This window comes from Paenibacillus silvestris (assembly GCF_009882985.1).
GTDB lineage: Bacteria > Bacillota > Bacilli > Paenibacillales > NBRC-103111 > Paenibacillus_E > Paenibacillus_E silvestris.
This window is the reverse complement of record NZ_WTUZ01000010.1, coordinates 933,525-954,656: the sequence shown is the minus strand read 5'-3', so window position 1 is coordinate 954,656 and position 21,132 is coordinate 933,525. Positions and strand designations below refer to the sequence as shown.

The following is a 21,132-nucleotide window of genomic DNA, read 5'->3' as shown; positions in this document are numbered from 1 at the left end:
TTTTGAGCATGTTAAAGGGGATTAAGGTGACTCAGCTCACCGTAACAGCAATTGTACTGATGTCTATGCTAGTGGCAGGATGCAGCAATGGGAGCAAGCCGGCAGGAGAAGCGAGCACTCCTAGCACGAGCACTACAACGACACCAGATAAGAAAGCGCTTGCGCCTTATCAGATTGATTGGTATATCATTGGGCCAGGACCTCAGCCGGACGGCGAGTTAGTAGAAGCGGAAATCAACAAAATCACGCAACCCAAAATCAATGCAACGGTTAAAATGCATATCATCCCCTTTGCCGACTATGATGCAAAAATGACAGCCCTGCTTGCCACAGGCGAGAAGGTCGATCTGATGTTTACGTCAAATGGAAATATGAACTACAATACGCTGGTCGGTAAAGGCGGGTTAGTCGATATCACGGATAAATTAGATACGCTGGCTCCTGATGCCAAAAAGCTGCTGTCAGATGGGTTCCTGCAAGCAAGCGCTATTAAAGGGCGCACCTACACGATGGCAGCTAATAAAGAGAAGGGCTCCTGGCTCGGTTTCCTTGCTAACAAGACGATGATGGAGAAGTACAAGATTGACATTAGCAAAATCAATTCGCTGGAAGAGCTGGAGCCTGCGCTCAAAACGATTAAAGAGAATGAGGCTGGTGCTATCCCGCTTCTGGCTCCAGGTGCAAGCCGCATACCGAACTTCGTTAACCGCAATCTTTGGAACGTTTCACCTATACAATCGATTGTGCTGAAAAAAGACGCCAGCGGGTATACGTTAGAGCTTGATGAACCCGAGTATTTGAAAACGCTTAAAACGTTGAATAAATTTTACCAAGCCGGCTATATTTCGAAGGATGCTGCTGTTATGAAGGCGACAAACAGCGATCGCGCCAAGTCTGCGTTTATTTTCGGACAATTGAAACCGTATGTGGATGTGCAGGTATCAAATGCTTATGGAGCACCGTTTATTTACCATAACTTCGGCAAGCCGATTACCACAACGAATGATTTGGTCGGCTCCATGATGGGCATTCCAACGAACTCCAAAGATCCGGATCGCGTGTTGATGTTCTACAATATGATGTACACCGACAAGCAGTTAATCAATCTCGTGGGTCGTGGGATCGAAGGGAAGCACATTGTGAAGACGGCTGAAAACAGGATAGAATATGCGCCAGGAACGGAAAATGGGAAAAAGTCCGGTTACAATCCCAATGAGACATGGGCATACGGGAATCAATTCCTTACGTATTTGATGCCTGGTGAGCCGGATGATATTTGGGAGCAGTTCAAGAAGTTTAACGGCGAATCCGAGATCATGCCGGACCTGGGTTTCAACTTCGACAGTTCAGCACTGAAAACAGAGGTTGCTGCCATTAAAAACGTCGAAAGTGAATTCCGTCCGATTCTGGAAACGGGCTCCGTTGATCCGGATTCAACGATTCCGAAGTTCAAGGAGAAGCTGAAAGCGGCAGGAATCGATAAGGTTCTCGAAGAAATGAATAAGCAATATGCACAGTGGAAAACCGCTAACAAGAAGTAAAAATCAGGGAACAAGAGGGAGAACGAATGAAACTGCCAAATCGCATGTCGGAAAGCCGTTATTTCTCCAGCTTGTTCCTTTATTCCTCGACGCTAACTGCTGTGATCGTGCTTGCTGTGACCTATATTCTATATGTCAATTTCGTTCATATTGAACAGAAGAAAATCTACTCGTATTCGGAAGAATCCTTATCTCAAATTAGTTCATCCGCAGATGCCATGCTGGAAAATGCGAAAATGGCGATTGCCCAAATTTTGCTCGACCGAGATATGCCCAAAGTATTTTATCAGTCAGAGACGGACCCTGTTGAAACGAAAACGATTACTGATCGGATTAATTTAATCGGCTCCATGCCTTTTCTGCATTCCGTGTATCTCTATAATGGAAAACTTGATTTATATTACACCTCTACAATTGGCTTGCAGAAGAGTGCCTACTTCGCCGATCAAGGAATCGTTGAAATCATGAACGATTATAACAGCAACATGAATTTGAAACCGATTACACGTACCATCAAAAATGCGTCAACTGTCGGTAACATGGACTATAATGTGTATTCTTTTATCTATTATGAAAATTCCGGTTCGGGAAGGGGCAGCGCCATCATTCTGAACATTTCTGATACTTGGATGAAAAAGGCCATTGCCACAATAGATAAAAGCCAAAGCGGAGGCATCATCATCCTTGATTCAGGTGGCGTGCTGGTTAGCAGCATTTATAAGGATCAAATGCTCAGCGACTTGTCGCATCAGGCTTTCGTGCAGGACATTTTGCATGCGGGGGAGAAATCGGGTCATTTTATTGGGGATGTGGATGGGGTGAAATCATTAGTGACCTATGCGTCCTCCGAAGCGCTTGATTGGAAATTCGTCCGGTACACCCCTTATAAGGTTGCGGTAAAAGAAGTCGACAAGATGAGAAGCAGAACGCTGCTGCTTTGTTCCATACTTATTGCGCTTGGACTTTCGCTGGCTTATCTAACTTCCCGTCGATTGAATCGTCCATTCGCTGAGATGTTGAAAAAGTTGGGGGTTCAGGATCAAGCGATAAGAGAAAATTCCTACAAGGCTAAGCAAGAATTTATGAAGCAATGGGTCATTGAGGGGGGATCGTTTCCTCCGAATGTGCTGCAGAAGCGCTTTGAGAGCCACGAGATCAAGCTGAATTTACAGGATGAAGTGCGAGTGCTGCTTTTGAAAATGGATCGATATAAGGACATAAGCCGTCAATTTGAGTGGAATGATAGAGGGTTATTGCGATTTGGGATGATGAACATTGCCTTGGAGATTATGAGCAAACAGGTTCCTTGCGAAGCGGTGGATTCTGGTGAAGATCATGTGATCCTACTCTTTCACTGGCTCCCAATCGATGAGCTCGAAAAGGACATTGCACAAATTGGGCAGGAGATTAAGAAATATCTCAAATTCTCCGTAACTTCGGCTGTAAGTCGAGTGGGCAAGGATGTGACGCTGATCCAAAATTGTTATTTGGAGGCGCAGGAAATCTCGAAATTTCGGGTATTTGCTGGATGGGAAGCTCATCTTGACGCCGATCAGACATCGGAAGCGATGAAACGATCCTACCGGTATCCGATGCAGAAGGAAGAGCTTTTGACTGATGCTCTGATGCTTGGCAAGATGGAGGAAGTTAAACAGCTCTGCCAGTCTATTTTGGATTCGACGGAAGGATATTCGTATAAAGATCTGAATTTAACTGTGCTGCGATTGTTTTTCTCCATCAATATGGTGGTAGATACACTTGAGAAGGCTTCCGGCTATAGCTTCGGCATTCCGTTTAATGAAATGTTTGCGCACTTGGCAGAACTGGAAAGGTTATGCGATATTAGCGACAGCTTCATGGAGATGTTCGGTCAAATGGAAGGTAAGCTCGGGGAGAAGAAAAGCGCCAAGTATGAAGAGCTGATCCGCAAAATATATGCCATCATTGACGTTGAATATCGCAAGGAAGATCTGTGCTTAGATCATATTGCAGACATTTTAAATATGTCACCGGTTTATCTCGGCAGGTTGATCAAGAAACACACATCAAAGTCAGTGACGGACTATATCAATGAAGTTAGAATAGAGAAAGCTGCAGAAATGCTGGAATGCAGCGATAGGCTCATTTCTGAAATTTCAAGCGTCACAGGATTTGCCAGCACAAGTTACTTCGGTCGGGTGTTCAAGAAGATTCACGGCATTACCCCTAATGAGTATAGGCAAAAAATGAGGGCGGCAGCGAGTAATTTGTGAGTGTGCCGTTCATGGAGGCGATGAGGAATGGTATCGCAAACGGGTGCAGACCTAATAAGCAAAACAGCACTTGTCACAGGAGGCAGCCGTGGGATTGGCAGGGGCATTGCTTTCGTGCTCGCAGAGCGTGGGTACGATCTGGTTATTAGCCATTGGCAGGACGAAGTGAATGCGAAGGAGACTTCAGAGCTTATCAGGCATACGTTCGGTCGATCCTGTGAGGTGTTTGAAGGAAATCTGGCAGAGGAGAACGAGCCGGTTAAGCTTGCAGAGCAAGCGATTCATGTTTTGGGTCGCATTGATGTTCTGGTGAACAATGCAGGTATTACGCTTTTTAAAGCCATCGATAAGATTGATATTCTTCACACGAATCGGCTTCTCCATCTGAATTTTCGTGCGCCGCTTCTTCTCATGCAAGCCATCAGTCAGCATATGATTGAGCTGGGGATTCAAGGAAACATCGTGAACATTACCTCAACTCGCGCAGAGCGCGCCTATGCGCAAGATGCTGTGTACGGCGGTGTTAAAGCGGCTTTGGCAAGGGCGGCAGCATCCGCTGCCATTGATCTTGCTCCTCATGGCATTCGGGTCAATTGCATCGGACCCGGAGCAATTGATACAAGAGATGGAAGTTTGGAACCGCTTCACGTCGTCAATCCGGGTGTACCGCTTAATCGTTCGGGCACACCCAAAGATATTGGCAGAGCAGTCGCTTGGCTGGTGTCTCCGGAAGCCTCTTACATGACGGGCACGACGCTGCGTGTGGACGGCGGACTTATTCTGCCAGGTACCCCTCATTAGCTTAATAACTTAAGGGAGATGAACGAAAGTGTCACAATTACAAATTCGCGATGTACGCGTGATCTTGACTGCTCCGGATGGTATTAATCTTGTTGTTGTTAAAGTGGAGACGACTGAACCTGGCCTATATGGAATCGGCTGTGCTACGTTCACCCAGCGTCATTTGACTGTGGCGAGCGCGGTTGAGCGGTACATGAAGCCGTTTCTTGTGGGGAAAGATCCGCGTCGTATCGAAGATATATGGCAAACGTCCATGGTCAGCTCTTATTGGCGCAACGGCCCTGTACTGAACAACGCTATTGCCGGCGTCGACATGGCACTGTGGGATATCAAAGGCAAGCTTGCGAATATGCCTGTGTATGAGCTGCTCGGCGGTAAATGCCGCGAAGCAGCGGCGGTTTACCGCCATGCGGATGGACGAGATCCGCAGGAAGTCGAACAAAATGTTCGCGCTTTCATCGAGCAAGGCTACCGCTACTTGCGCTGCCAGATGGGCGGTTACGGCGGTCGCGGCCATCAATTGCATTCGCCGGAGAATGCGCAGCCCGGCGTGTATTTCGACCCGCAAGCGTATTCGCGCAGCGTGCCTCGTCTGTTCGAGCACATGCGCCTGCAGCTGGGCAACGAAATTGAACTGCTCCATGATATCCACGAGCGGCTGGTGCCGATCGAGGCTGTTCGGCTGGCGAAGCAGCTTGAGCCGTACAGGCTTTTCTTCCTCGAAGACGCGCTGCCCCCTGAGCAGCTTGATTGGTTTGAAAATCTGCGCAGCCAGTGCGCTACGCCGCTTGCGATGGGCGAGCTGTTCGTGCATCCGGCGGAATGGATGCCGCTTATTTCGCGGCGTCTCATTGATTTCATACGCTGCCACATCAGCGCCATCGGCGGTCTGACGCCGGCTAAGAAGCTGGCTGCGCTTTGCGAAGCTTTCGGCGTGCGAACCGCTTGGCACGGGCCGGGGGATCTTTCTCCAGTGGGGGCAGCGGCTAATATCCATCTCGATTTGGCCAGCCCGAATTTCGGGATACAGGAATGGACCGAATATTCCGAGCAGGCGAGAGAAGTATTTCCCGGTTGCCCTGAGGTTCGAAACGGCTATGTCTACGTCAACGATAAGCCAGGGCTTGGGGTCGACGTGGACGAGAGCAAGGCTGCACTGTACCCTTGTCATGATAAGCTGCCGGCCTGGACATTAGCGCGAATACCGGATGGTACAGCCATTCGGCCTTAATGAATGGAGTGAGTGCGGTGGAAGTAAAGAAACAGAAGCCCCTCTATGTTTGTGAACAGGTGGAAGTTGACCGTTCTCCCTCGTTTGACGATCTCGTTTGGGAGGGACTGCCTGCGATCAGCCTTTGTGACATCGTGACAGGAGAACGCCCAAGATTGTCCACGGATGTTAGAGTATGTTGGAACCGATGGCGTGCAGCCATCTATTTCCGGTTCACATGTGAGGACGATCACGTCATAGCTACCATGACGCATCATGATGATTCCCTCTACGAAGAAGATGTCGTGGAGGTATTTATTTGCGAAACGTGCAAGCTTTCGGCATACAAAGAGTTCGAGGTCTCTCCGGTGAATGTGAAATTTGACGCCATGATTCACTATGATCCTGCCCATCCGCCCATACGGGTAAATCGAGAGTGGCACGCACTTGACTGGAAAACGGAGACTCGCGTTAGGCCGGGCAGTTATGTGTCCATTTGGGAATTGCCGCTCCACAACTTTGGGGGAGGTGTTCCCTCAGTAGGGGATGTATGGCGGCTGAACTTCTTCCGCATCGACCGAGGGTGTGGCTGGCCGGATGAGTTCTCGGCATGGTCGCCGGTGGGCACGATGCAGTTCCATACGCCGGAGAAATTTGGCTTCATGCAGTTTGCTTGAGAGCTGTTTTCGTGTAAAGTTAAATGTGAGTACCTTAACTGATGTCATTTTATATGAATCTATCGAAAAGGCGAGGTTGATGAAGTTGGATTTGAAAACGGAACGATTGGAACTGCATATGGTGGATATCTCGGGTTCAAAGTTTAACAAAGTGAAAGCGGAGCGTCTCGTTTTTGATAATGTGAACTTGGCCAGCACGAACATTCATAATGCAAATATGAGTGAGATCGAGCTCGATGATATTAATATGCAAAAGTCAAAGATCACGAATACGAATCTTTCGAGTACGCGTATTCATAATGCCAACTTCACCAATGTTCAGATGGAGAATGTCCATCTAGTTGATACCTCAATTACGAAATGCAATCTGAAGAACACGAGGATAGAGAACTGTGATTTGACCGATGTTGAGCTTACGAATTGTGAACTCAGAGGCATGAAAATCAATGGGATTCTTGTTGAAGATTTACTCAAAAACTATTCAGCCAACTAATAAGTCAGGAAGATCAGCAGGAGGTACGAATGCCATTCTTACAGCGAATTACCTTGGATTGGTCTGAGCTGCCCGAAGCGGATAAGGAGCAATTTCCGTTTAACATTAGGCCCATTCGACAAATTGATGAGCTCAGGTTTCGCTCGAATGTTACCTTTTTTATAGGGAATAATGGTTCGGGGAAGTCTACGCTGCTGGAGGCAATCGGTGTCTCCTGCGGCTTTAGTGTGGTCGGGGGCAGAGATTTAACGATCAAGAAAGAGAAAGATAATGAATCGCTAGCCAATATCATGAGACTGTCCTGGCTCCCCAAAGTTAGCCACGGACTTTTTTTCCGTGCGGAGACCTTTGATACGTTTGCGGGTTATATCGATGAGCTTGCGAAGGATCCGTATATTGGATTTCAAGCTTACGCGCCATATGGGGGCAAATCCTTAAATGAGCAGTCACATGGACAAGCATTTTTAACCTTTTTCCAAAATCGGTTAGGCCGCAAAGGGTTGTATTTACTGGATGAGCCTGAGTCGGCGCTTTCACCACAGAACCAGTTGGCTTTCCTAAGCATGATTCGGGATTTGGAGAAATCAGGCAATGCGCAATTTATTATCGCGACGCATTCTCCGATCATCATGGCGTATCCAGGCGCGCAAATTTTGCAGTTTACTGAAACCACTCTCGAGCCTATCTCGTATGAAGATACGGATCATTTCAATTTAACGAGAGATTTCTTGAATCATCGGGAGCGGTATTTTCGGGCTCTTTTCGATGATGGGGAAGCGGAGGAGTAATCATGTCTTTTTTTAAGAAAATGATGGCTAAAGTAGGGATTGGGAACATTGAAATTGATACGCAGTTTCATACGGAGTCCTTCATTCCGGGGCAATTGGTAGAAGGGGTCGTCGTTGCCAAAGGCGGCAGTGTTGAGCAGAAAGTAGACAAAATCTATTTTCAAATCATGACAGAATACCTCAAGCCCGCACAGAACGATGCGAATCGGATGCACAGAGAAACGGTTGTGATCGCGAATATTCTGCTCGGGGAAAGCTTCGTATTTGAACCGGGAGAATCCGTCGAAATCCCTTTTCATTTTGTGCTACCGCATGAGACGCCTATTTCTATTGGTGTAAGCCCGATCTGGATCCGTACAGGGATGGATGTGGATAACGCGGTTGATCCATCCGATCGTGATCCGATTGAGGTGCTGGCCCACCCGCATACGTCGGTTATTTTCGAGGCGCTGGAGGAACTTGGTTTTCATTTACATAAAGCAGAGAACGAATATTATCCGCAGCGCAATTATCATCTGCCTTTTATTCAGAACTTTGAGTTTGTACCTTATCAAAATGGTGAATACCGAAGTACCGTTGATGAGCTGGAACTTGTCTTTTATCCGGATGAGAACGGCGTTGAGGTCCTTCTGGAATTTGATCGCAGAGCGCGGGGCTTTGGCGGACTTTTATCGGATATGTTCGATACCGATGAGTCCCATCATCGTTATTATTTCAGCACTCAGGAGCTGGAAGAGGGCGCTGAATCAGTGGCGAATCAGTTCCGTGGTATTTTTGATGATTTGTTAGATGTGTAAAAGCTGTGAAAAACCCTTCTCTCCTTGGCAATCAAGGGGTAGAAGGGTTTTTTAGTATTTAAGCCCCTTATGTAAAATGCTGAAGACGCAGGTCTTGAGCAAGTCTTCGAGCTTTTTAGAAGATCGGTACTCTTGCTTTGTTGCCGTCTTTTGAATAAATAATGGCTTCGGAAGTGAATAAATCGACGCTTTCTATGGATTTAATTAAGTTCGTCATTGTTAATCGGTTGTTTTGTAAAGCATTCAGCAGTGCAGGGAGTAATTTGTGGTCTGTACCAACGAAATTTACCAAAACGGATTTCTTGTTAAACAAAATGCTCATGCGCATTCATTCATCCCCTAAGAAGTATTTTAATAAAGTCTATGAGTCAGTCTTTGAAAAAATCTTGAAAAATGTGTTCGAAATGTGAATGTTTTTTCAAAGATTGTGTAGGACAAAGAGCAACTTGATTAGAATAACATGCCCAGTATGAGAAGTTGGTCGAAACCTAGTGTCAGAAAATGACTTTATTTGTAGAGCGCATAGTGTCCGATTGGTGGGAAAATGGGAAATGAACTGTGGATGGGAACTACAAGGCGTTATTTCTGCGAAAAGTTGAAGATTCGATGATGAAGGGGAACTAGGGGGAGCTATTCTGGGGTTTTTGCTCAAGAAGGGCATGTCTTGGGGCGAATAAGACCCTGTAGTTCCGCTTGCGGGCAAAAGAGGCTGGATATTGCGGAATAAGGGACCGGAGTTCCCTTTGCGTGGAGTGTTGCTGAGGATGGTTTGCAGGTGAATAGTTGTGGAGTGATGTGCGTGGAGCGTTTGTTTAGAGGGTTTGCTGTGGAGTAGTTCGCTTGAAGTGATTATTTGTTGGAGTGTTCGTTTAATGTGTTGTTGTAGATAGTGTACTCGATGTGTTACAGAGAGAGTTAGCTGGGGAGGGCGCAGGAAGGATGTGCTATGGAGGAAATACCAGTAAACAGAGCAAAGAGGCTGCCTAAAAGGTTCATCTAAAGGGCAGCCTCTTTGCTCTGTTTAGTTGCCGTAGAAGTCAACTTCCGTTATGGAGTTCCACCCGTTGCCGGATGAATTACCGTGACCGACGATACGGACGTAGCGGCCAGCTGTATCTGGAAAGTCGTACGTCACCTGCGATAACATTGTGCTGCTTACTTTGTTCGTCAACAGAGTTGTCCAGTTCGTGTTGTCGCTAGAAATTTGGACGTCAAAGGTTGTCGTGCGGATGTCGCCTTGATGGAAGGCGATGGAAGCATAGGCGATGGTTTTGGTGGCACCCAAATCATACTGAATCCATTGGCCATCGCCTTGAGAGGACCAACGTGTGCTTAAGTTGTTGTCTAGTGTATTCGTGGCGACATTCCCGTCGTTGCCGCTATCGCTAACGGTTGAAACCGTCAAGAGGGATGGCGTTGGCGTCCCGCCCGTGCAGGATGTGTAAGTAGTCACCCCAGCAGTGTACATATTACCGGCAGGCGTGCGAGTATTGTTGCAGGCTTTGGCAGAACCGCCGTTAACCAGCACGATATTCGGGGTAGCGTTATCTAAATTGGCCGTATTGTTGTAGAAGTCATTGTTATAACCCCAACCCGGTGAACGTTCGTGCACCTGGAAGGCGTCGACGATGATGGAGTTACCATTGCGGTTAACGATATTATTGCGAATGATGGAATTATTGCCTTTGACATCCATAAAGCTATCTGCCGCATTGGCGCCGCTGATGCCTATACCGTTGAAGGTGCTGTTCTCTACAATGGTGCCAGTTGTGCCTTCTTTGATGTCAACGGATTCAGCGGTGACGTTAGGTCCAATCGTTACATTCGCAATACGATTGTTATTCGCTTCCTTGACGTAGGTTCCCCATTTGCCGACATCAGAACCAACGTAAAGTCCTTCGCCATAGTCGGCAGTAACTTGTCCGGTGTCGTGTACACTGGAATTTTGAATGACGTTGTTAGAGCTGCCATCACGGTAATGAACGCCTTCTTCACCAATATTGTAGACTTCGACACCTTCAATTAAGCCGTTGTTCGCATTGTCAATCATGATGCCTTTCTTGGCACTCGTAATCTTCAGGTTCTTCACTTGGGTGTAATCCCCAGTCAGGTAAAGCGTGTAGCCGCTCGAAGTTCCTCCGCCATTCAGTATGGCTTTGTTGGTGGCGCTGGCACTTTCAATCGTGATCGGACTCGATGCCGTGCCGTTTACACTGGATACGAAATTGCCCGTGTAGGTTCCTGCGGCAAGTATGATCCGGTCGCCGGGGGCTGCATTCGCCAGTGCCGTTGTTAGGCATGAAGCTGTACTGCAGTTAACGGTTGCTGCTCCAGCTTGCGCTGGTAGTGCAAACGCAGCTAGGATCACCGAAACGAGCAACAGGCGGGTGGATCTCCTCCTAAACACGTTGGATAAGTCGGCTGGTCTCATTAAAAAATAAGTCATTACCTCATACCACCTTTCCCATCATGTAATCGCTTACAAATCAAACGATAGCACACAGCCTCAATTATTTCAAACATTTTCATACATAAAAAATAGAAAAGAAACATCCGCGCCTGCATGACACAACGAAAAAGAGGCCCTGAGGCCTCTCGCAGCGCGTTACGCATGTGCTAATTGTTTAATCTCAAGCTTAGTCGTAGTTAAATATGTAAGCTCCGGCGTCGCAAACCTTTCCGCTAACTGCCGAAGGCGCATATAAATTGTTCTTAGTATTACGCAATCCATCTGAGTGATCAGACAGCGGTTCGCGATGAAATCGTGCATGCTTACTTTGATTAGATCGTCGCTGCGCCGCAAATCGGTGATCTTTTGTTTAGTTGGATGACCGAAATGAACGACATATTGCGTTTGGAGTATAGCACTTTGAAACAACTCGACACATCGCTTTGATACGTGTACTTGCTTTTTTGCCCCGAAGGCATCCGTGACCGTGAGCAGTTGCTTTTTGGCGTCTAAGGAGCTCCTTTTTAAATAAACAATTTCGTGGGCCTCGATGCCCTCGACCAGCAGGCGGATAATAATCGCGTCTTGCGCATTGGTACAGCCAACCTCAATGTGTTCAATTTTCTCCAGTGTAAGAATACGAAATCAACTTCCCTTCCCAAGTGAAAATGATTTTCTGTAAATGTTTCATGCGGCTTTCAGTAATAAGCAACTATATAAACTATGCAGGTGGCGGGAAGATTTATGCCGGATTACAAAAAAAATAAATTTTCAGAAAATTAGCAGGGAATGTCGACTACATGAAGAATTTGGATGATAACTTTATGAATATAGTCGTGGGGGGATGTCAACGTGGCGAATGAAGAGATAGATTTGAAGAAGGTTTTAGGGTTAAAAGACGCGATTGGTATTGCCATTGGTCAAATTATTGGAGCGGGCATCATGTCCATTACAGGGATAGCCATTGGATTAACGGGGACTGGGGTACCGCTTGCATTCTTGCTTTCCTCGATTTTTATGCTCATTATTACGATTCCTCTTGCGGTATTAGGTTCTGTGCTGCCCACAACAGGCGGTATGTACACCTACACAAGCCGGCTGCTGTCTCCGAATGCGGGGTTTGTTTATCTGCTCTTATTCACCTTCGGTCATTTGACCATTGCGGTCTATGCGATCTCTTTCGCCCAATACTTACAGGGACTTATGCCGGAGGCGCCCGTTATGTTAGTCGCGTTCATCATTCTCACATTTTTCTATCTTATTAATTTGTTCGGCGTGAAATTTATGTCCTCTTTGGGTAAATGGTTGGTTGTGATCAAACTGCTTTCGCTGCTTGTCTTCATTATGTGGGGAGTCTCGGAAGTGGATTACTCCGTGTTTCATCCTACAGAGATGATGCCAGGTGGATGGACGGGGCTGCTGACGGCAGTAGGGATGACTTCCTTCGCTTCCGGCGGCGCTTATGCCGTTGTTGAGATGGGAGGGGAGATGAAGCGCCCTCATCGGGATATTCCGCTTGCGATCCTGATTAGCAGTGGGATCGTTGCTCTTTTGTACATTGGCATAGGCATTGTAGCGACGGGTGTTTTGCCGGTTAGCGAGGTTGCGGGAGAGTCTCTTGCTGATGTCGCCAGAGCGATACTACCCAATCCGTTGTTTCTGTTCTTTATCGTTGGGGGAGCGATGTTCGCGTTAGCTTCAACGTTGAATGTGACATTCTCTTGGGTGACGAGGGGGATGCTCGTTGCCTGCCGGGATGGTTGGCTGCCTGCGGCATTTGGTGCCGTCAATCGCAAATTCGGCACACCGCATTGGTTGCTGACCTTCTACTATATCCTCGGCGTCATACCCATCGTGACGGGCATTTCCTTAACGACGATATCTCAGCTTGGTGTCGGTATCTTGCTCTTTTCTAGCATTTTCCCTGTCCTCTCGGCTGTTCAGCTGCCACGCAAGCACCCGGAACTTTACCGTAAAGCTCCATTCACCATGAAGCCAACACTGCTATATATCATTGTCGCGATAGCTGTTATTTTACTTGTGTACCAGGCTTATTTACTGCTCAGCCGGCTGTCAACTCCCTTGATTATCGGGAATATCGTGTTATTCGCAGCTTCTATTCTTTATGTGAAAATTGTTGGCAGACGAAGACGTGGTCGATTAGAAATTAATTTAACGCAATAATAGCTTTTAATTCCTTGGCAAATTCCCTGGATGCGATGGATTGATGCCGATTTTTTAATCGGATGGAGCAGAAAACGACATCCATGTCTTCTCCGGTGATTTCTAAGGCAATTGTGTTGCCTGTAAGTATGTAGGGGTCATATTTCAAACCGAGTTCGGTATAAAAGCCAATGGCAATGCCCTCGGCAATCACGCGTTTTGCCGCTTCCGAGTTTCCAAGTTTGAATAAAATGTTCGGTTCCCCGTACTTTTTGAGCTTTTCGATTAAGTACTCGGAATTGAGCAGAATAGGCTGATTCGCTAGTTCCTCAATGGAGATGCTTGTCCGATGAGCGAATGGCGAATTTTTGCCTACACAGGCCATGATTCGGTTATCCATCAGCTTTTCTACAGTTAATTGCTTATTGTTCTCTTCATGCTGCTTGGACAAAGCGATTAAACCCATGTCGACGTTGCCAGAAAGAACCTCTTGTTTGATCTGCTGGTAATCAAGCTCAAGCATTTCTAACTCAACCTCAGGGTGTTTTCCTTTGAAAATCGCTAACGCTCCTGGGAGCACGCTTAAGCACAGACTGGGTACGGACGCAATGGAGAGGACTCCGGTGAGCTCTTTGTCATGATGATTGACAGACTCCCGGAGTTCCTCGACTTTGCTTATGATTTCTTCTGCTTTACTTATGATCAACTTGCCTTCCTCGGTAGGTGCGGCGCCAAAACGTGAACGGTTAAAAAGCTTAACGCCAAGTTCCTCTTCTAAAGAGACGATGGCTTGTGAAATATTCGGTTGGGAAACATGCAGCTTCTCAGCTGCAAGGGAAATAGATCCTGTTTGGTTGATTTCGATCATGTACAGCAGTTGTTCGATACGCATAATTCACCCTTCCCCTGTAGGATATATAGGAGTAAATATATCCCATACATCAAGGGAAGGCAATGATAGTGAAGGCCTATTTTAATAGGAAGGGACCTCTGCGTTTAGTTTGTTGCTTTCGCGAATTTGTGCGTTATAAACGAAGCGGGAAAGCACAACGCTGATTTCATATAAAGCAAACAAAGGCACTGCAACCATCAGATGTGAAATAAGATCAGGCGGTGAAATGAGGCTGGCCGTGATAACGAGCACGAGGTAGGCGTACCGGCGAAATTTGTGCAGCAGCTTCGGATTAAGAAGCTTGATTCGCGTCAGGAACATCACGACGATAGGGAGCTCGAAAGCGATGGACAAGGGGAGCACGATGTTCAGCATGAAGCCGAAATATTGAGCAACGCCATAGGTTTGGGTTAAACCAAGGTTTTCCGTAATCCGAACCGTGAATGTCATACACATCGGGAATACGACGAAGTAGGCGAAGGAAAGACCGATCATAAAACAAAGAAAGGTATAAGGAATATAACGCAGCGTAGCGCTTTGCTCTTCCTTGGTAAGACCCTCTTTAACGAAACCCCATAATTGAAATAGGATAAAAGGCAGCGTGATCGTCAGCGAAATGACGAAGGCGATCATCATATAGATGCGAATGCCATCCATAGGGGAGAAGACATGCCAACTCATATCAGAAGCCGGGGGTGTTTCTTTGAAGTAAAGGAGAATTTTCTGGGCTGCGAGAAAGCCGCCGATCATCGTAAGAACAAGGACGACCAAAATTCGAATGATGCGCGTACGAAGTTCGGACAAATGGTCAACTAGTGACATCATTTCTTTTAGTTGCATAGAAGGCGCCTCCAACTCTCAGTTTGCCTTACGAACCTGCCAGCATGCGCTTGAGCTCAACGGTGTGGAAGCCATCCGACATTTTCGTATGTATATCCATGATTAATTGAATATCTTCAAAAGAATATTTGCGAACGCCACCCTTGCTCCTCTCCGGAAAAATAAGTTTCCGATCCTCGTAGTAGCGAATTTGTCTTTCTGATAATCCGGTTAATTCACTGACTACTCCAATTTGTATCACTTTCTTTTGCGTCATCTTCGTTATCATCGTCATCCAACCTCCAGTTATGTAAGTTAAACTAACATGCAAGTGACGTAAACATAAGTAAACTCTATCATTTCGGCAAAAACAGATCAAATAATCCATTTTTATCCTAGTATAAGTTTAATTTATGTAATGTTATCTTACACAAAGTAATGACGAAACCGTTTTCCGTTGGTATGTTTGATGTGCGGTTATCCAAACACGAACGAGGAGATGGGAGCATGGAGAAGACACCGATTAAAGAAGATCAAATTACACGCAGACAATTTTTGACTACAGTCGGGAAAGTAGGAGGGTCAGCCGCACTTTTCAGTGTAATGGGTACATTAGGTTTGTTATCCCCAGAGACAATGAAAGCAGCCGACTATACGCCTCCTTCAGGCTGGGATCTCACATCTACCAATCGCAACGGCAAGAAAGTGATTATTCTAGGCGGAGGGATTGCAGGTTTAACAGCTGCTTATGAACTTGGAAATGCGGGGTATCAATGTACCATTCTAGAAGCTAGAGCTCGTGCGGGTGGTAGAGCGTGGTCGGTTCGCAGAGGAACAGCGGTCACAGAAATTGGCGGCAGCAAGCAAGTGGCCCGCTTTGATAATGGGATGTATTTTAACGCGGGGCCGATGAGGATTCCTCAGTTTCATGTAACGTTGGATTATGCCCGTAAATTTGGCGTAGCACTCGAACCGTTTAACAATGTGAACGAAAGTGGTTACTATTACAATGAAAATGTTGGCGAACTTTCAGGTGTGAAAATTCCGAAGCGCCAAGCCAAAGCAGATGTGAGAGGTTATGTAGCCGAGATGCTGGCCAAAGCCGTTAATCAGAAGGCGCTGGATCTCCCGCTGACAACAGAAGAAAAAGCGAAGCTTGTCGCGTATTTGAAATCCGAAGGGGATCTTAATGCGGATCTGTTCTATAAAGGTTCGGAGCGGGCCGGATACACCGAGGAACCAGGCGGTAAATTCGACTCAGGCGTTCGAAAAGATCCTTTTAGCTTAAAGGCTATCATTAATTCCGGTTTCGGACAATATTTTAGCAGCGAATATTCCTATGATCAGCAAATGATGATGTTCCACCCGGTTGGCGGGATGGATATGATTGCCAAAGCTTTTGAGAAGCGTGTCAGCGACAAAATTGAATTCCATTCCGAAGTGCAAGAAATTAAACAATCATCCGATGGCGTAACCGTTCTGTATAAAGATTTGAATACGGGTGCTGGCAAAGAGATTTCTGGGGATTTCTGTATCTGTACGATTCCGCTCCCTGTTCTCAAAGATATTAAGGCTGATTTCTCCGCTGAAATGAAGACCGCTATTTCCAAAATTGCGTACGCATCTGCAGGTAAAATCGGTCTTCAATTCAAACGCCGCTTCTGGGAGGAAGATGAATTCATCTACGGCGGAAGCTCGCTGACGAATATGGATATTTCCAGTATCTATTATCCGCCTACCGAATATTTTGCCAAAAAAGGGCTGCTGCTAGGCTACTACGCCTTCGGCGGCAATGCGGATAAACTTGGTAAAATGACACCTGCCCAACGTGAAGACCACGCTTTAAACCAAGGTGCCAAAATTCATCCGCAATATCATAAAGAGTTCGAAGCCTCGTTCTCCATTGACTGGAAGAGGATCAAATATAATCTGGGCGGATGGGCTTCGTATACGGCGGATGACCGTAAAACCTACTATCCGACGTTGTGTAAGCCAGACGGCCGCATTTATTTGGCAGGGGAGCACATCAGTTATATTACCGCTTGGCAAGCAGGGGCTATCGAGTCTGCCAGAAAAGTGGTCACCGAGATTCATGAGCGCGTCATGAAAGAGTAGACAAAGAGGAGCGATGAACGATGATCTTAACTAAAAAAGTGAAAACAATTGCAGCTGCCACCATAGGTTCATGCCTCATTTGTGTTAGCGCTTATGCAGCGGGAGCTGAAAAGACGAATAAATACGCAGCGGAACCAATTAATGAAGTCGAGTTCTACGGCAATCCGAGTTCCTCAATTTCTGCGGGTGTATCCGTCCCGGCCGGTTCTTCCTATCTATTTACAAGCGGTACGGTGCCGCCGGTTATTAATAAAGACGGCAAAACCGTCTATGAGCGTTATGGGGATACCAAAACGCAAGGTATCGGTATTTTGAAAGAAATTGAGAAGCAGTTGAAGGAGAAAGGTTTAACGCTTGCCGATGTCGCCTATCTGCGTGTTTATGTGACGGCTGATGCCGCCAAAGACAATAAATTTGATTATCAAGGCTGGTTTGATGCTTATGCCCAATTCTTCGGAACCGAAGCAAATCCGGTTAAACCGGCACGTTCCACAGTTGGTGTTGCAGGTCTCGTCAGCTCTGACTGGCTAATCGAAATCGAAGCGGTAGCGGTATATCCGAAGCATCATAACCAAGACTAATGAAACGGAGTTGATGATCTATGCTGCAAAATATTGGGTTTCCAGGTCTGATGTTAATCTTAGTTGTTGTGCTGGTGCTTTTTGGACCTTCCAAGCTTCCGGAGCTTGGTCGCGCTGTAGGCCGCACACTGCATGAATTTAAGAGTTCTGCCAGGGAGCTTGTTTCTGATGGCAAAGAAACGGCTGACCATATTGAGAAGGATGATAAGCTGCTTGATAAAGCGAAGGCTTAACCTTCAGCACGAGTAAAAGAAACGGATAAACAAAATCAATAAACAAGACCAGAAAAACCTGTAACTGCGGTCCTCATCATTTGTGAGGGAAGCAAGTGCAGGTTTTTGTTTATGCAAGAGAATGAAGCGGCCAACAAATTGGACGTCTCCTAGCAGGTTTCATCCAAAGAAACGAGAGGGGATTAAAAAGTCGGGGTTATGGGCATGTATGAGAATGAATGCTCTCGCTTCACTTTTGCATATCGACAATGTGAGGTTTGTGTGGGATTATGTAGGGTAGTGATTGGGGAGATGAGGGGGCGGCGACGGTGAGTACTGCACGTGGAATCGCACTGGTGACAGGCGCATCCAGCGGATTCGGCTTATTAACATCAATAGCGCTGGCTCAAAAAGGGTACCAAGTGATGGCGACGATGCGTGACTTGAACAGAAGCGATTCTTTGCTGCTGTTAGCTGAAAAGGCAGGTGTAAGCTCATCTATCGACACCCTGATCTTAGATGTAACGATTCAGACATCGATTGAGCGGGCTATTTCTGCTATCATGAAGAAGTATGGACGAATTGATGTGCTGATTAACAATGCCGGCTTCGCTGTTGGCGGATACGTGGAAGATGTCCCGATGGAAGCATGGCGGTCCCAACTGGAAACGAATGTGTTTGGGGTCATTGCCACTACCAAGGCTGTTCTACCTATCATGCGTGCTAGTCAGTCAGGCTGCATCGTTAATGTGAGCAGTGTGAGTGGGCTGTCGGCCTTTCCTGGGTACGCACCGTACAGTACATCCAAGTTCGCGATCGAGGGCTTTAGCGAATCCCTTCGTTTGGAAATGTTGCCATTTGGCATTCGTGTACATCTTGTTGAACCGGGAGCTTACCGCACGGAGATTTGGCGAAAAGGTTTCGAAGCTATTCATACGACTGAAGCATCGCCATACTGGCAGCAGCTCAGCAAGGTGCTGGCTTATTCACGGAAAGCGTCCATGACTGCGCCCGATCCACAGGAAGTCGCAGACGTAATCGCGCGGCTGGTGGACAAGCCCGGGGCTAAGCTTCGCTACCCGCTTGGCCGTGGCGTGCAGATGGGGCTGTGGGCAAGAAGTTTTTTGCCATGGAAATGGTACGAAGGTCTATTAAAACGGTTGTTGAAATGACAGCAGCAACAGGGAGTCCAGAACGCAGAAAACCAAGGAGTGAAATGAATGTCTCGCAAGTGGGAACGAATGGTCAGTAAAAATGCTAAGAAAATAAATAAGGACAGGTCCAAAAGAGGGATTGCCCCTATTTCAACAGATCCTGATCGGGCTGAAGTATTTAAGGGCAGAAGCATTATGTTAGCTTTGTTTTTTGTACTGATTTCCGTCTTTCTATTGTTGACCTTAACTAAAACGAGTGGGGACAAAATGTATTGGTATACAACCTGCGCTTATATGGTTGTTGGTTTGTTCGTTTATTTCATTCGCCGGCCTTATCTGAAGGTGAGTAAGACGAGTCTTTCGAAGCGTGGTTTTGCCAGAGAACTGGTGCTTAGCTCGGATAACATTAACGAGATCGTCTATGCGCCTGGGCAAGTAGTGATTCATCTAAAAGGCAAGTCTCCGCGCTGGGTTTACAACAGAACGCTGAATCGTTTTGATGTGGCAGCAATGGCGGGCAAATTGAAGAAGTTCGCAGAGCAGAATCAAGTTGCTTTTGTAGATAAAACCGTGTAGACATAAGAAAAGAAGCTATCCCAAAAGTCAACAAGACCCAAGGGATAGCTTCTTTTTTTGAACTTGTAAGACAGCCGATTGTGCTTAATCATACTTTTCCTCGTCGACTCGGAGAACATTATCCATGATCAAATCGGCTTCTGTCTCAAAGTTGAGGTGGAGCGGTGCGGGGAGATGGTCCAGGATGTCCTGGACCATCTCCATATCCATCAGCTCTTCAATGGTTTGTGGACGTGGATCTAACGCTTGGACCCATTCGCGGAAAGCATCGATGAATAGATAAAAAGATGATTGGAATTGGTCCGCGACCGCTTCCTGCTCATCGTTTCGCGAGGCCGACATGGCGTTCCAGTTGTTGATGGTCGTTTGCAGGGCTTGTTCAACGTTAGGATTCATGTGATCTCCTTTGACAACTCGTTTATTCGCAATATAGCGCTGCGAATGGAGTTCTGTCAAGGGCATGAAACACATATGGAAATAAGGCGGTCTTCGCCAAACTCTGGCTCTAGTAGAACTTTCATACCAATGCTTGTGTAGACGAGCGAATGAGCAGCTCCGAAGGCAGAATCATCTTCCGATGCTCCTGCGCCGCTTCACCTTCAATGCGCTCAATGAGCAGTTGCATGCCAAGTGCCCCGAATTGGTACGCAGGCTGCGAAGCTACGGTCAAGAAAGGATTTAAGACGTCTGTGTGGCCAAAATCGTCGAAACAAACGACAGAGAGATCACGAGGAACCTGCAGTCCGCGCTTTCTCAGTGCTTGAATGGCGCCGATTGCCAGCATGTTGTTGGCTGCAAAAATGGCAGTAGGAGGTTGCTCGTGATGGATCAAAGCATCAAGCGCAGATTCGTCTTGAAAATCGCGGAAGTTTCGATGAATCACAAGCGAATCCTCTACACCGAGCCCGCTCAGCAAATGCGCTTCGCGATATCCTGAATACCGTAATCGGGCAGTAGAGACGTCAGGGGTACCGTTAATCATAGCGATACGACGATGCCCGAGCTCGATCAAGTGCTCGACGAGCTTTCTGGCACCTTCTTTGCTATCGCCAAGTACAAGATCAGCTTCAATCCCCGGGATTTCACGGTCAAGCAGGACGAAAGGGATGTTATGCTTTTGCAGCTGCAGCAAGTTCTCAAGCGAGTGATCCCCGGTCGGAGCGAACAGGACGCCATCTACGCGAGTAGATAACATCATATCGACGTAGCCTTTTTCCTTCGCATAGTCCTCATCGCTATTGGCGAACAGCAGTCGGTATCCAGCCCGTAATGCCGCATCTTCAGCCCCGCGGGCCAGTGTCGTGAAGAACGGGTTCCTAATATCAGTTATGAGCAGGGACAGAATTTTCGTCTTTTGAAGCACCAGGCTGCGAGCCATGGAGTTCGGAATATAGTGGAGTTCTTCCATGACCTTCTTCACGCGCTTACGCGTGGCCTCGCTGATGCGGCCCGTGTTATTGATAACTCGGGAAACGGTCATAGCCGAAACGCCGGCTTTTTCAGCGATATCATAAATTGTAATCAAATAGCTTCACCTTTTCATTCATGTATTTGTCTATTGTATAGAAATTAAAGATTGACAGCAAGGTTTAAAGTTGATAATTTTGAGTTA

General features: G+C 46.8%; 22 protein-coding genes. 14 read left to right on the top strand and 8 right to left on the bottom strand.

Going from position 1 to position 21,132, the window contains the following annotated elements:
• The first annotated feature begins 8 nt into the window (after positions 1 to 8).
• The 8 genes from GQF01_RS07900 (at position 9) to GQF01_RS07865 (ending at position 8,559) form a co-directional block, all read left to right on the top strand.
• Positions 9 to 1,541, top strand: coding sequence for an ABC transporter substrate-binding protein (locus GQF01_RS07900; RefSeq protein WP_161406227.1), 1,533 nt, complete (start codon positions 9 to 11; stop codon positions 1,539 to 1,541).
• Positions 1,542 to 1,567: 26 nt separating this feature from the next.
• Positions 1,568 to 3,793: an AraC family transcriptional regulator gene (locus GQF01_RS07895; protein WP_161406226.1), complete on the top strand. Its 2,226-nt coding sequence runs from the start codon at positions 1,568 to 1,570 to the stop codon at positions 3,791 to 3,793.
• 27 nt (positions 3,794 to 3,820) lie between these two features.
• On the top strand, positions 3,821 to 4,594 hold the full coding sequence (locus GQF01_RS07890) for an SDR family NAD(P)-dependent oxidoreductase (protein ID WP_161406225.1): 774 nt from the start codon (positions 3,821 to 3,823) through the stop codon (positions 4,592 to 4,594).
• A gap of 28 nt (positions 4,595 to 4,622) precedes the next feature.
• Positions 4,623 to 5,825 (top strand): enolase C-terminal domain-like protein, encoded by a 1,203-nt coding sequence (locus tag GQF01_RS07885; protein ID WP_161406224.1) that lies wholly within the window; start codon positions 4,623 to 4,625, stop codon positions 5,823 to 5,825.
• A 17-nt stretch (positions 5,826 to 5,842) separates the two neighbouring features.
• On the top strand, positions 5,843 to 6,481 hold the full coding sequence (locus GQF01_RS07880) for a carbohydrate-binding family 9-like protein (RefSeq protein ID WP_161406223.1): 639 nt from the start codon (positions 5,843 to 5,845) through the stop codon (positions 6,479 to 6,481).
• Between the two features lie 79 nt (positions 6,482 to 6,560).
• Positions 6,561 to 6,974 carry a pentapeptide repeat-containing protein gene (locus tag GQF01_RS07875; RefSeq protein ID WP_235959261.1) on the top strand — a complete coding sequence of 138 codons (414 nt, stop codon included), beginning with the start codon at positions 6,561 to 6,563 and terminating at the stop codon, positions 6,972 to 6,974.
• A 29-nt stretch (positions 6,975 to 7,003) separates the two neighbouring features.
• Complete coding sequence (locus GQF01_RS07870; RefSeq protein WP_161406222.1) at positions 7,004 to 7,762, top strand: AAA family ATPase; 759 nt, start codon at positions 7,004 to 7,006, stop codon at positions 7,760 to 7,762.
• 2 nt (positions 7,763 to 7,764) lie between these two features.
• Positions 7,765 to 8,559 carry a sporulation protein gene (locus GQF01_RS07865; RefSeq protein ID WP_161406221.1) on the top strand — a complete coding sequence of 265 codons (795 nt, stop codon included), beginning with the start codon at positions 7,765 to 7,767 and terminating at the stop codon, positions 8,557 to 8,559.
• Between the two features lie 115 nt (positions 8,560 to 8,674).
• On the opposite strand, the gene GQF01_RS07860 is transcribed toward GQF01_RS07865, so the two are convergent.
• The 3 genes from GQF01_RS07860 to GQF01_RS07850 all read right to left on the bottom strand — a co-directional run bounded on the left by GQF01_RS07860 (position 8,675) and on the right by GQF01_RS07850 (position 11,437).
• Positions 8,675 to 8,887, bottom strand: coding sequence for a hypothetical protein (locus tag GQF01_RS07860; protein WP_161406220.1), 213 nt, complete (start codon positions 8,885 to 8,887; stop codon positions 8,675 to 8,677).
• Positions 8,888 to 9,580: 693 nt separating this feature from the next.
• On the bottom strand, positions 9,581 to 11,005 hold the full coding sequence (locus GQF01_RS07855) for a discoidin domain-containing protein (protein WP_161406219.1): 1,425 nt from the start codon (positions 11,003 to 11,005) through the stop codon (positions 9,581 to 9,583).
• Between the two features lie 159 nt (positions 11,006 to 11,164).
• Positions 11,165 to 11,437, bottom strand: coding sequence for a hypothetical protein (locus GQF01_RS07850; protein ID WP_161406218.1), 273 nt, complete (start codon positions 11,435 to 11,437; stop codon positions 11,165 to 11,167).
• Positions 11,438 to 11,860: 423 nt separating this feature from the next.
• Between GQF01_RS07850 and GQF01_RS07845 the strand changes: the two genes are divergently transcribed.
• A complete protein-coding gene (locus GQF01_RS07845; protein ID WP_161406217.1) occupies positions 11,861 to 13,192 on the top strand; it encodes an APC family permease in 1,332 nt (443 codons plus the stop codon).
• Here the strand turns inward: GQF01_RS07845 and GQF01_RS07840 are convergent.
• The 3 genes from GQF01_RS07840 to GQF01_RS07830 form a co-directional block, all read right to left on the bottom strand.
• The gene (locus tag GQF01_RS07840) at positions 13,176 to 14,063 is read right to left on the bottom strand and encodes a LysR family transcriptional regulator (RefSeq protein ID WP_161406216.1); all 888 of its coding nucleotides are present in this window, start codon (positions 14,061 to 14,063) and stop codon (positions 13,176 to 13,178) included. The two genes, GQF01_RS07845 and GQF01_RS07840, sit on opposite strands and share 17 nt — an antisense overlap.
• A gap of 81 nt (positions 14,064 to 14,144) precedes the next feature.
• Positions 14,145 to 14,903 (bottom strand): twin-arginine translocase subunit TatC, encoded by a 759-nt coding sequence (tatC, locus tag GQF01_RS07835; protein ID WP_161406215.1) that lies wholly within the window; start codon positions 14,901 to 14,903, stop codon positions 14,145 to 14,147.
• A gap of 28 nt (positions 14,904 to 14,931) precedes the next feature.
• A complete protein-coding gene (locus GQF01_RS07830; RefSeq protein WP_145657875.1) occupies positions 14,932 to 15,159 on the bottom strand; it encodes a MerR family transcriptional regulator in 228 nt (75 codons plus the stop codon).
• A 161-nt stretch (positions 15,160 to 15,320) separates the two neighbouring features.
• Here GQF01_RS07830 and GQF01_RS07825 point away from each other — a divergent pair, with 161 nt between their 5' ends.
• From GQF01_RS07825 to GQF01_RS07805, 5 genes are all read left to right on the top strand, one after another.
• Entirely contained in the window at positions 15,321 to 16,997 is a 1,677-nt protein-coding gene (locus tag GQF01_RS07825) for a flavin monoamine oxidase family protein (protein ID WP_328803414.1), read from the top strand.
• Between the two features lie 20 nt (positions 16,998 to 17,017).
• Entirely contained in the window at positions 17,018 to 17,578 is a 561-nt protein-coding gene (locus GQF01_RS07820) for a RidA family protein (protein ID WP_161406214.1), read from the top strand.
• Between the two features lie 20 nt (positions 17,579 to 17,598).
• On the top strand, positions 17,599 to 17,811 hold the full coding sequence (gene tatA, locus GQF01_RS07815) for a twin-arginine translocase TatA/TatE family subunit (protein WP_161406213.1): 213 nt from the start codon (positions 17,599 to 17,601) through the stop codon (positions 17,809 to 17,811).
• Between the two features lie 308 nt (positions 17,812 to 18,119).
• Positions 18,120 to 18,962: an SDR family oxidoreductase gene (locus GQF01_RS07810; protein ID WP_161406212.1), complete on the top strand. Its 843-nt coding sequence runs from the start codon at positions 18,120 to 18,122 to the stop codon at positions 18,960 to 18,962.
• A 48-nt stretch (positions 18,963 to 19,010) separates the two neighbouring features.
• Positions 19,011 to 19,520, top strand: coding sequence for a hypothetical protein (locus tag GQF01_RS07805; RefSeq protein WP_161406211.1), 510 nt, complete (start codon positions 19,011 to 19,013; stop codon positions 19,518 to 19,520).
• An 84-nt stretch (positions 19,521 to 19,604) separates the two neighbouring features.
• On the opposite strand, the gene GQF01_RS07800 is transcribed toward GQF01_RS07805, so the two are convergent.
• Entirely contained in the window at positions 19,605 to 19,916 is a 312-nt protein-coding gene (locus GQF01_RS07800) for a hypothetical protein (protein WP_161406210.1), read from the bottom strand.
• 121 nt (positions 19,917 to 20,037) lie between these two features.
• Complete coding sequence (locus tag GQF01_RS07795) at positions 20,038 to 21,045, bottom strand: LacI family DNA-binding transcriptional regulator (protein ID WP_161406209.1); 1,008 nt, start codon at positions 21,043 to 21,045, stop codon at positions 20,038 to 20,040.
• Positions 21,046 to 21,132: the final 87 nt, after the last annotated feature.

Coding starts and splice junctions, on each gene's coding strand:
- GQF01_RS07900 (WP_161406227.1), top strand. CDS start 9: ATGTTAAAGGGGATTAAGGTGACTCAGCTCACCGTAACAGCAATTGTA.
- GQF01_RS07895 (WP_161406226.1), top strand. CDS start 1,568: ATGAAACTGCCAAATCGCATGTCGGAAAGCCGTTATTTCTCCAGCTTG.
- GQF01_RS07890 (WP_161406225.1), top strand. CDS start 3,821: ATGGTATCGCAAACGGGTGCAGACCTAATAAGCAAAACAGCACTTGTC.
- GQF01_RS07875 (WP_235959261.1), top strand. CDS start 6,561: ATGAAGTTGGATTTGAAAACGGAACGATTGGAACTGCATATGGTGGAT.
- GQF01_RS07870 (WP_161406222.1), top strand. CDS start 7,004: ATGCCATTCTTACAGCGAATTACCTTGGATTGGTCTGAGCTGCCCGAA.
- GQF01_RS07865 (WP_161406221.1), top strand. CDS start 7,765: ATGTCTTTTTTTAAGAAAATGATGGCTAAAGTAGGGATTGGGAACATT.
- GQF01_RS07860 (WP_161406220.1), bottom strand. CDS start 8,887: ATGCGCATGAGCATTTTGTTTAACAAGAAATCCGTTTTGGTAAATTTC.
- GQF01_RS07855 (WP_161406219.1), bottom strand. CDS start 11,005: ATGACTTATTTTTTAATGAGACCAGCCGACTTATCCAACGTGTTTAGG.
- GQF01_RS07840 (WP_161406216.1), bottom strand. CDS start 14,063: ATGCGTATCGAACAACTGCTGTACATGATCGAAATCAACCAAACAGGA.
- tatC (WP_161406215.1), bottom strand. CDS start 14,903: ATGCAACTAAAAGAAATGATGTCACTAGTTGACCATTTGTCCGAACTT.
- GQF01_RS07830 (WP_145657875.1), bottom strand. CDS start 15,159: ATGACGCAAAAGAAAGTGATACAAATTGGAGTAGTCAGTGAATTAACC.
- GQF01_RS07825 (WP_328803414.1), top strand. CDS start 15,321: ATGACGAAACCGTTTTCCGTTGGTATGTTTGATGTGCGGTTATCCAAA.
- GQF01_RS07820 (WP_161406214.1), top strand. CDS start 17,018: ATGATCTTAACTAAAAAAGTGAAAACAATTGCAGCTGCCACCATAGGT.
- tatA (WP_161406213.1), top strand. CDS start 17,599: ATGCTGCAAAATATTGGGTTTCCAGGTCTGATGTTAATCTTAGTTGTT.
- GQF01_RS07805 (WP_161406211.1), top strand. CDS start 19,011: ATGTCTCGCAAGTGGGAACGAATGGTCAGTAAAAATGCTAAGAAAATA.
- GQF01_RS07800 (WP_161406210.1), bottom strand. CDS start 19,916: ATGAATCCTAACGTTGAACAAGCCCTGCAAACGACCATCAACAACTGG.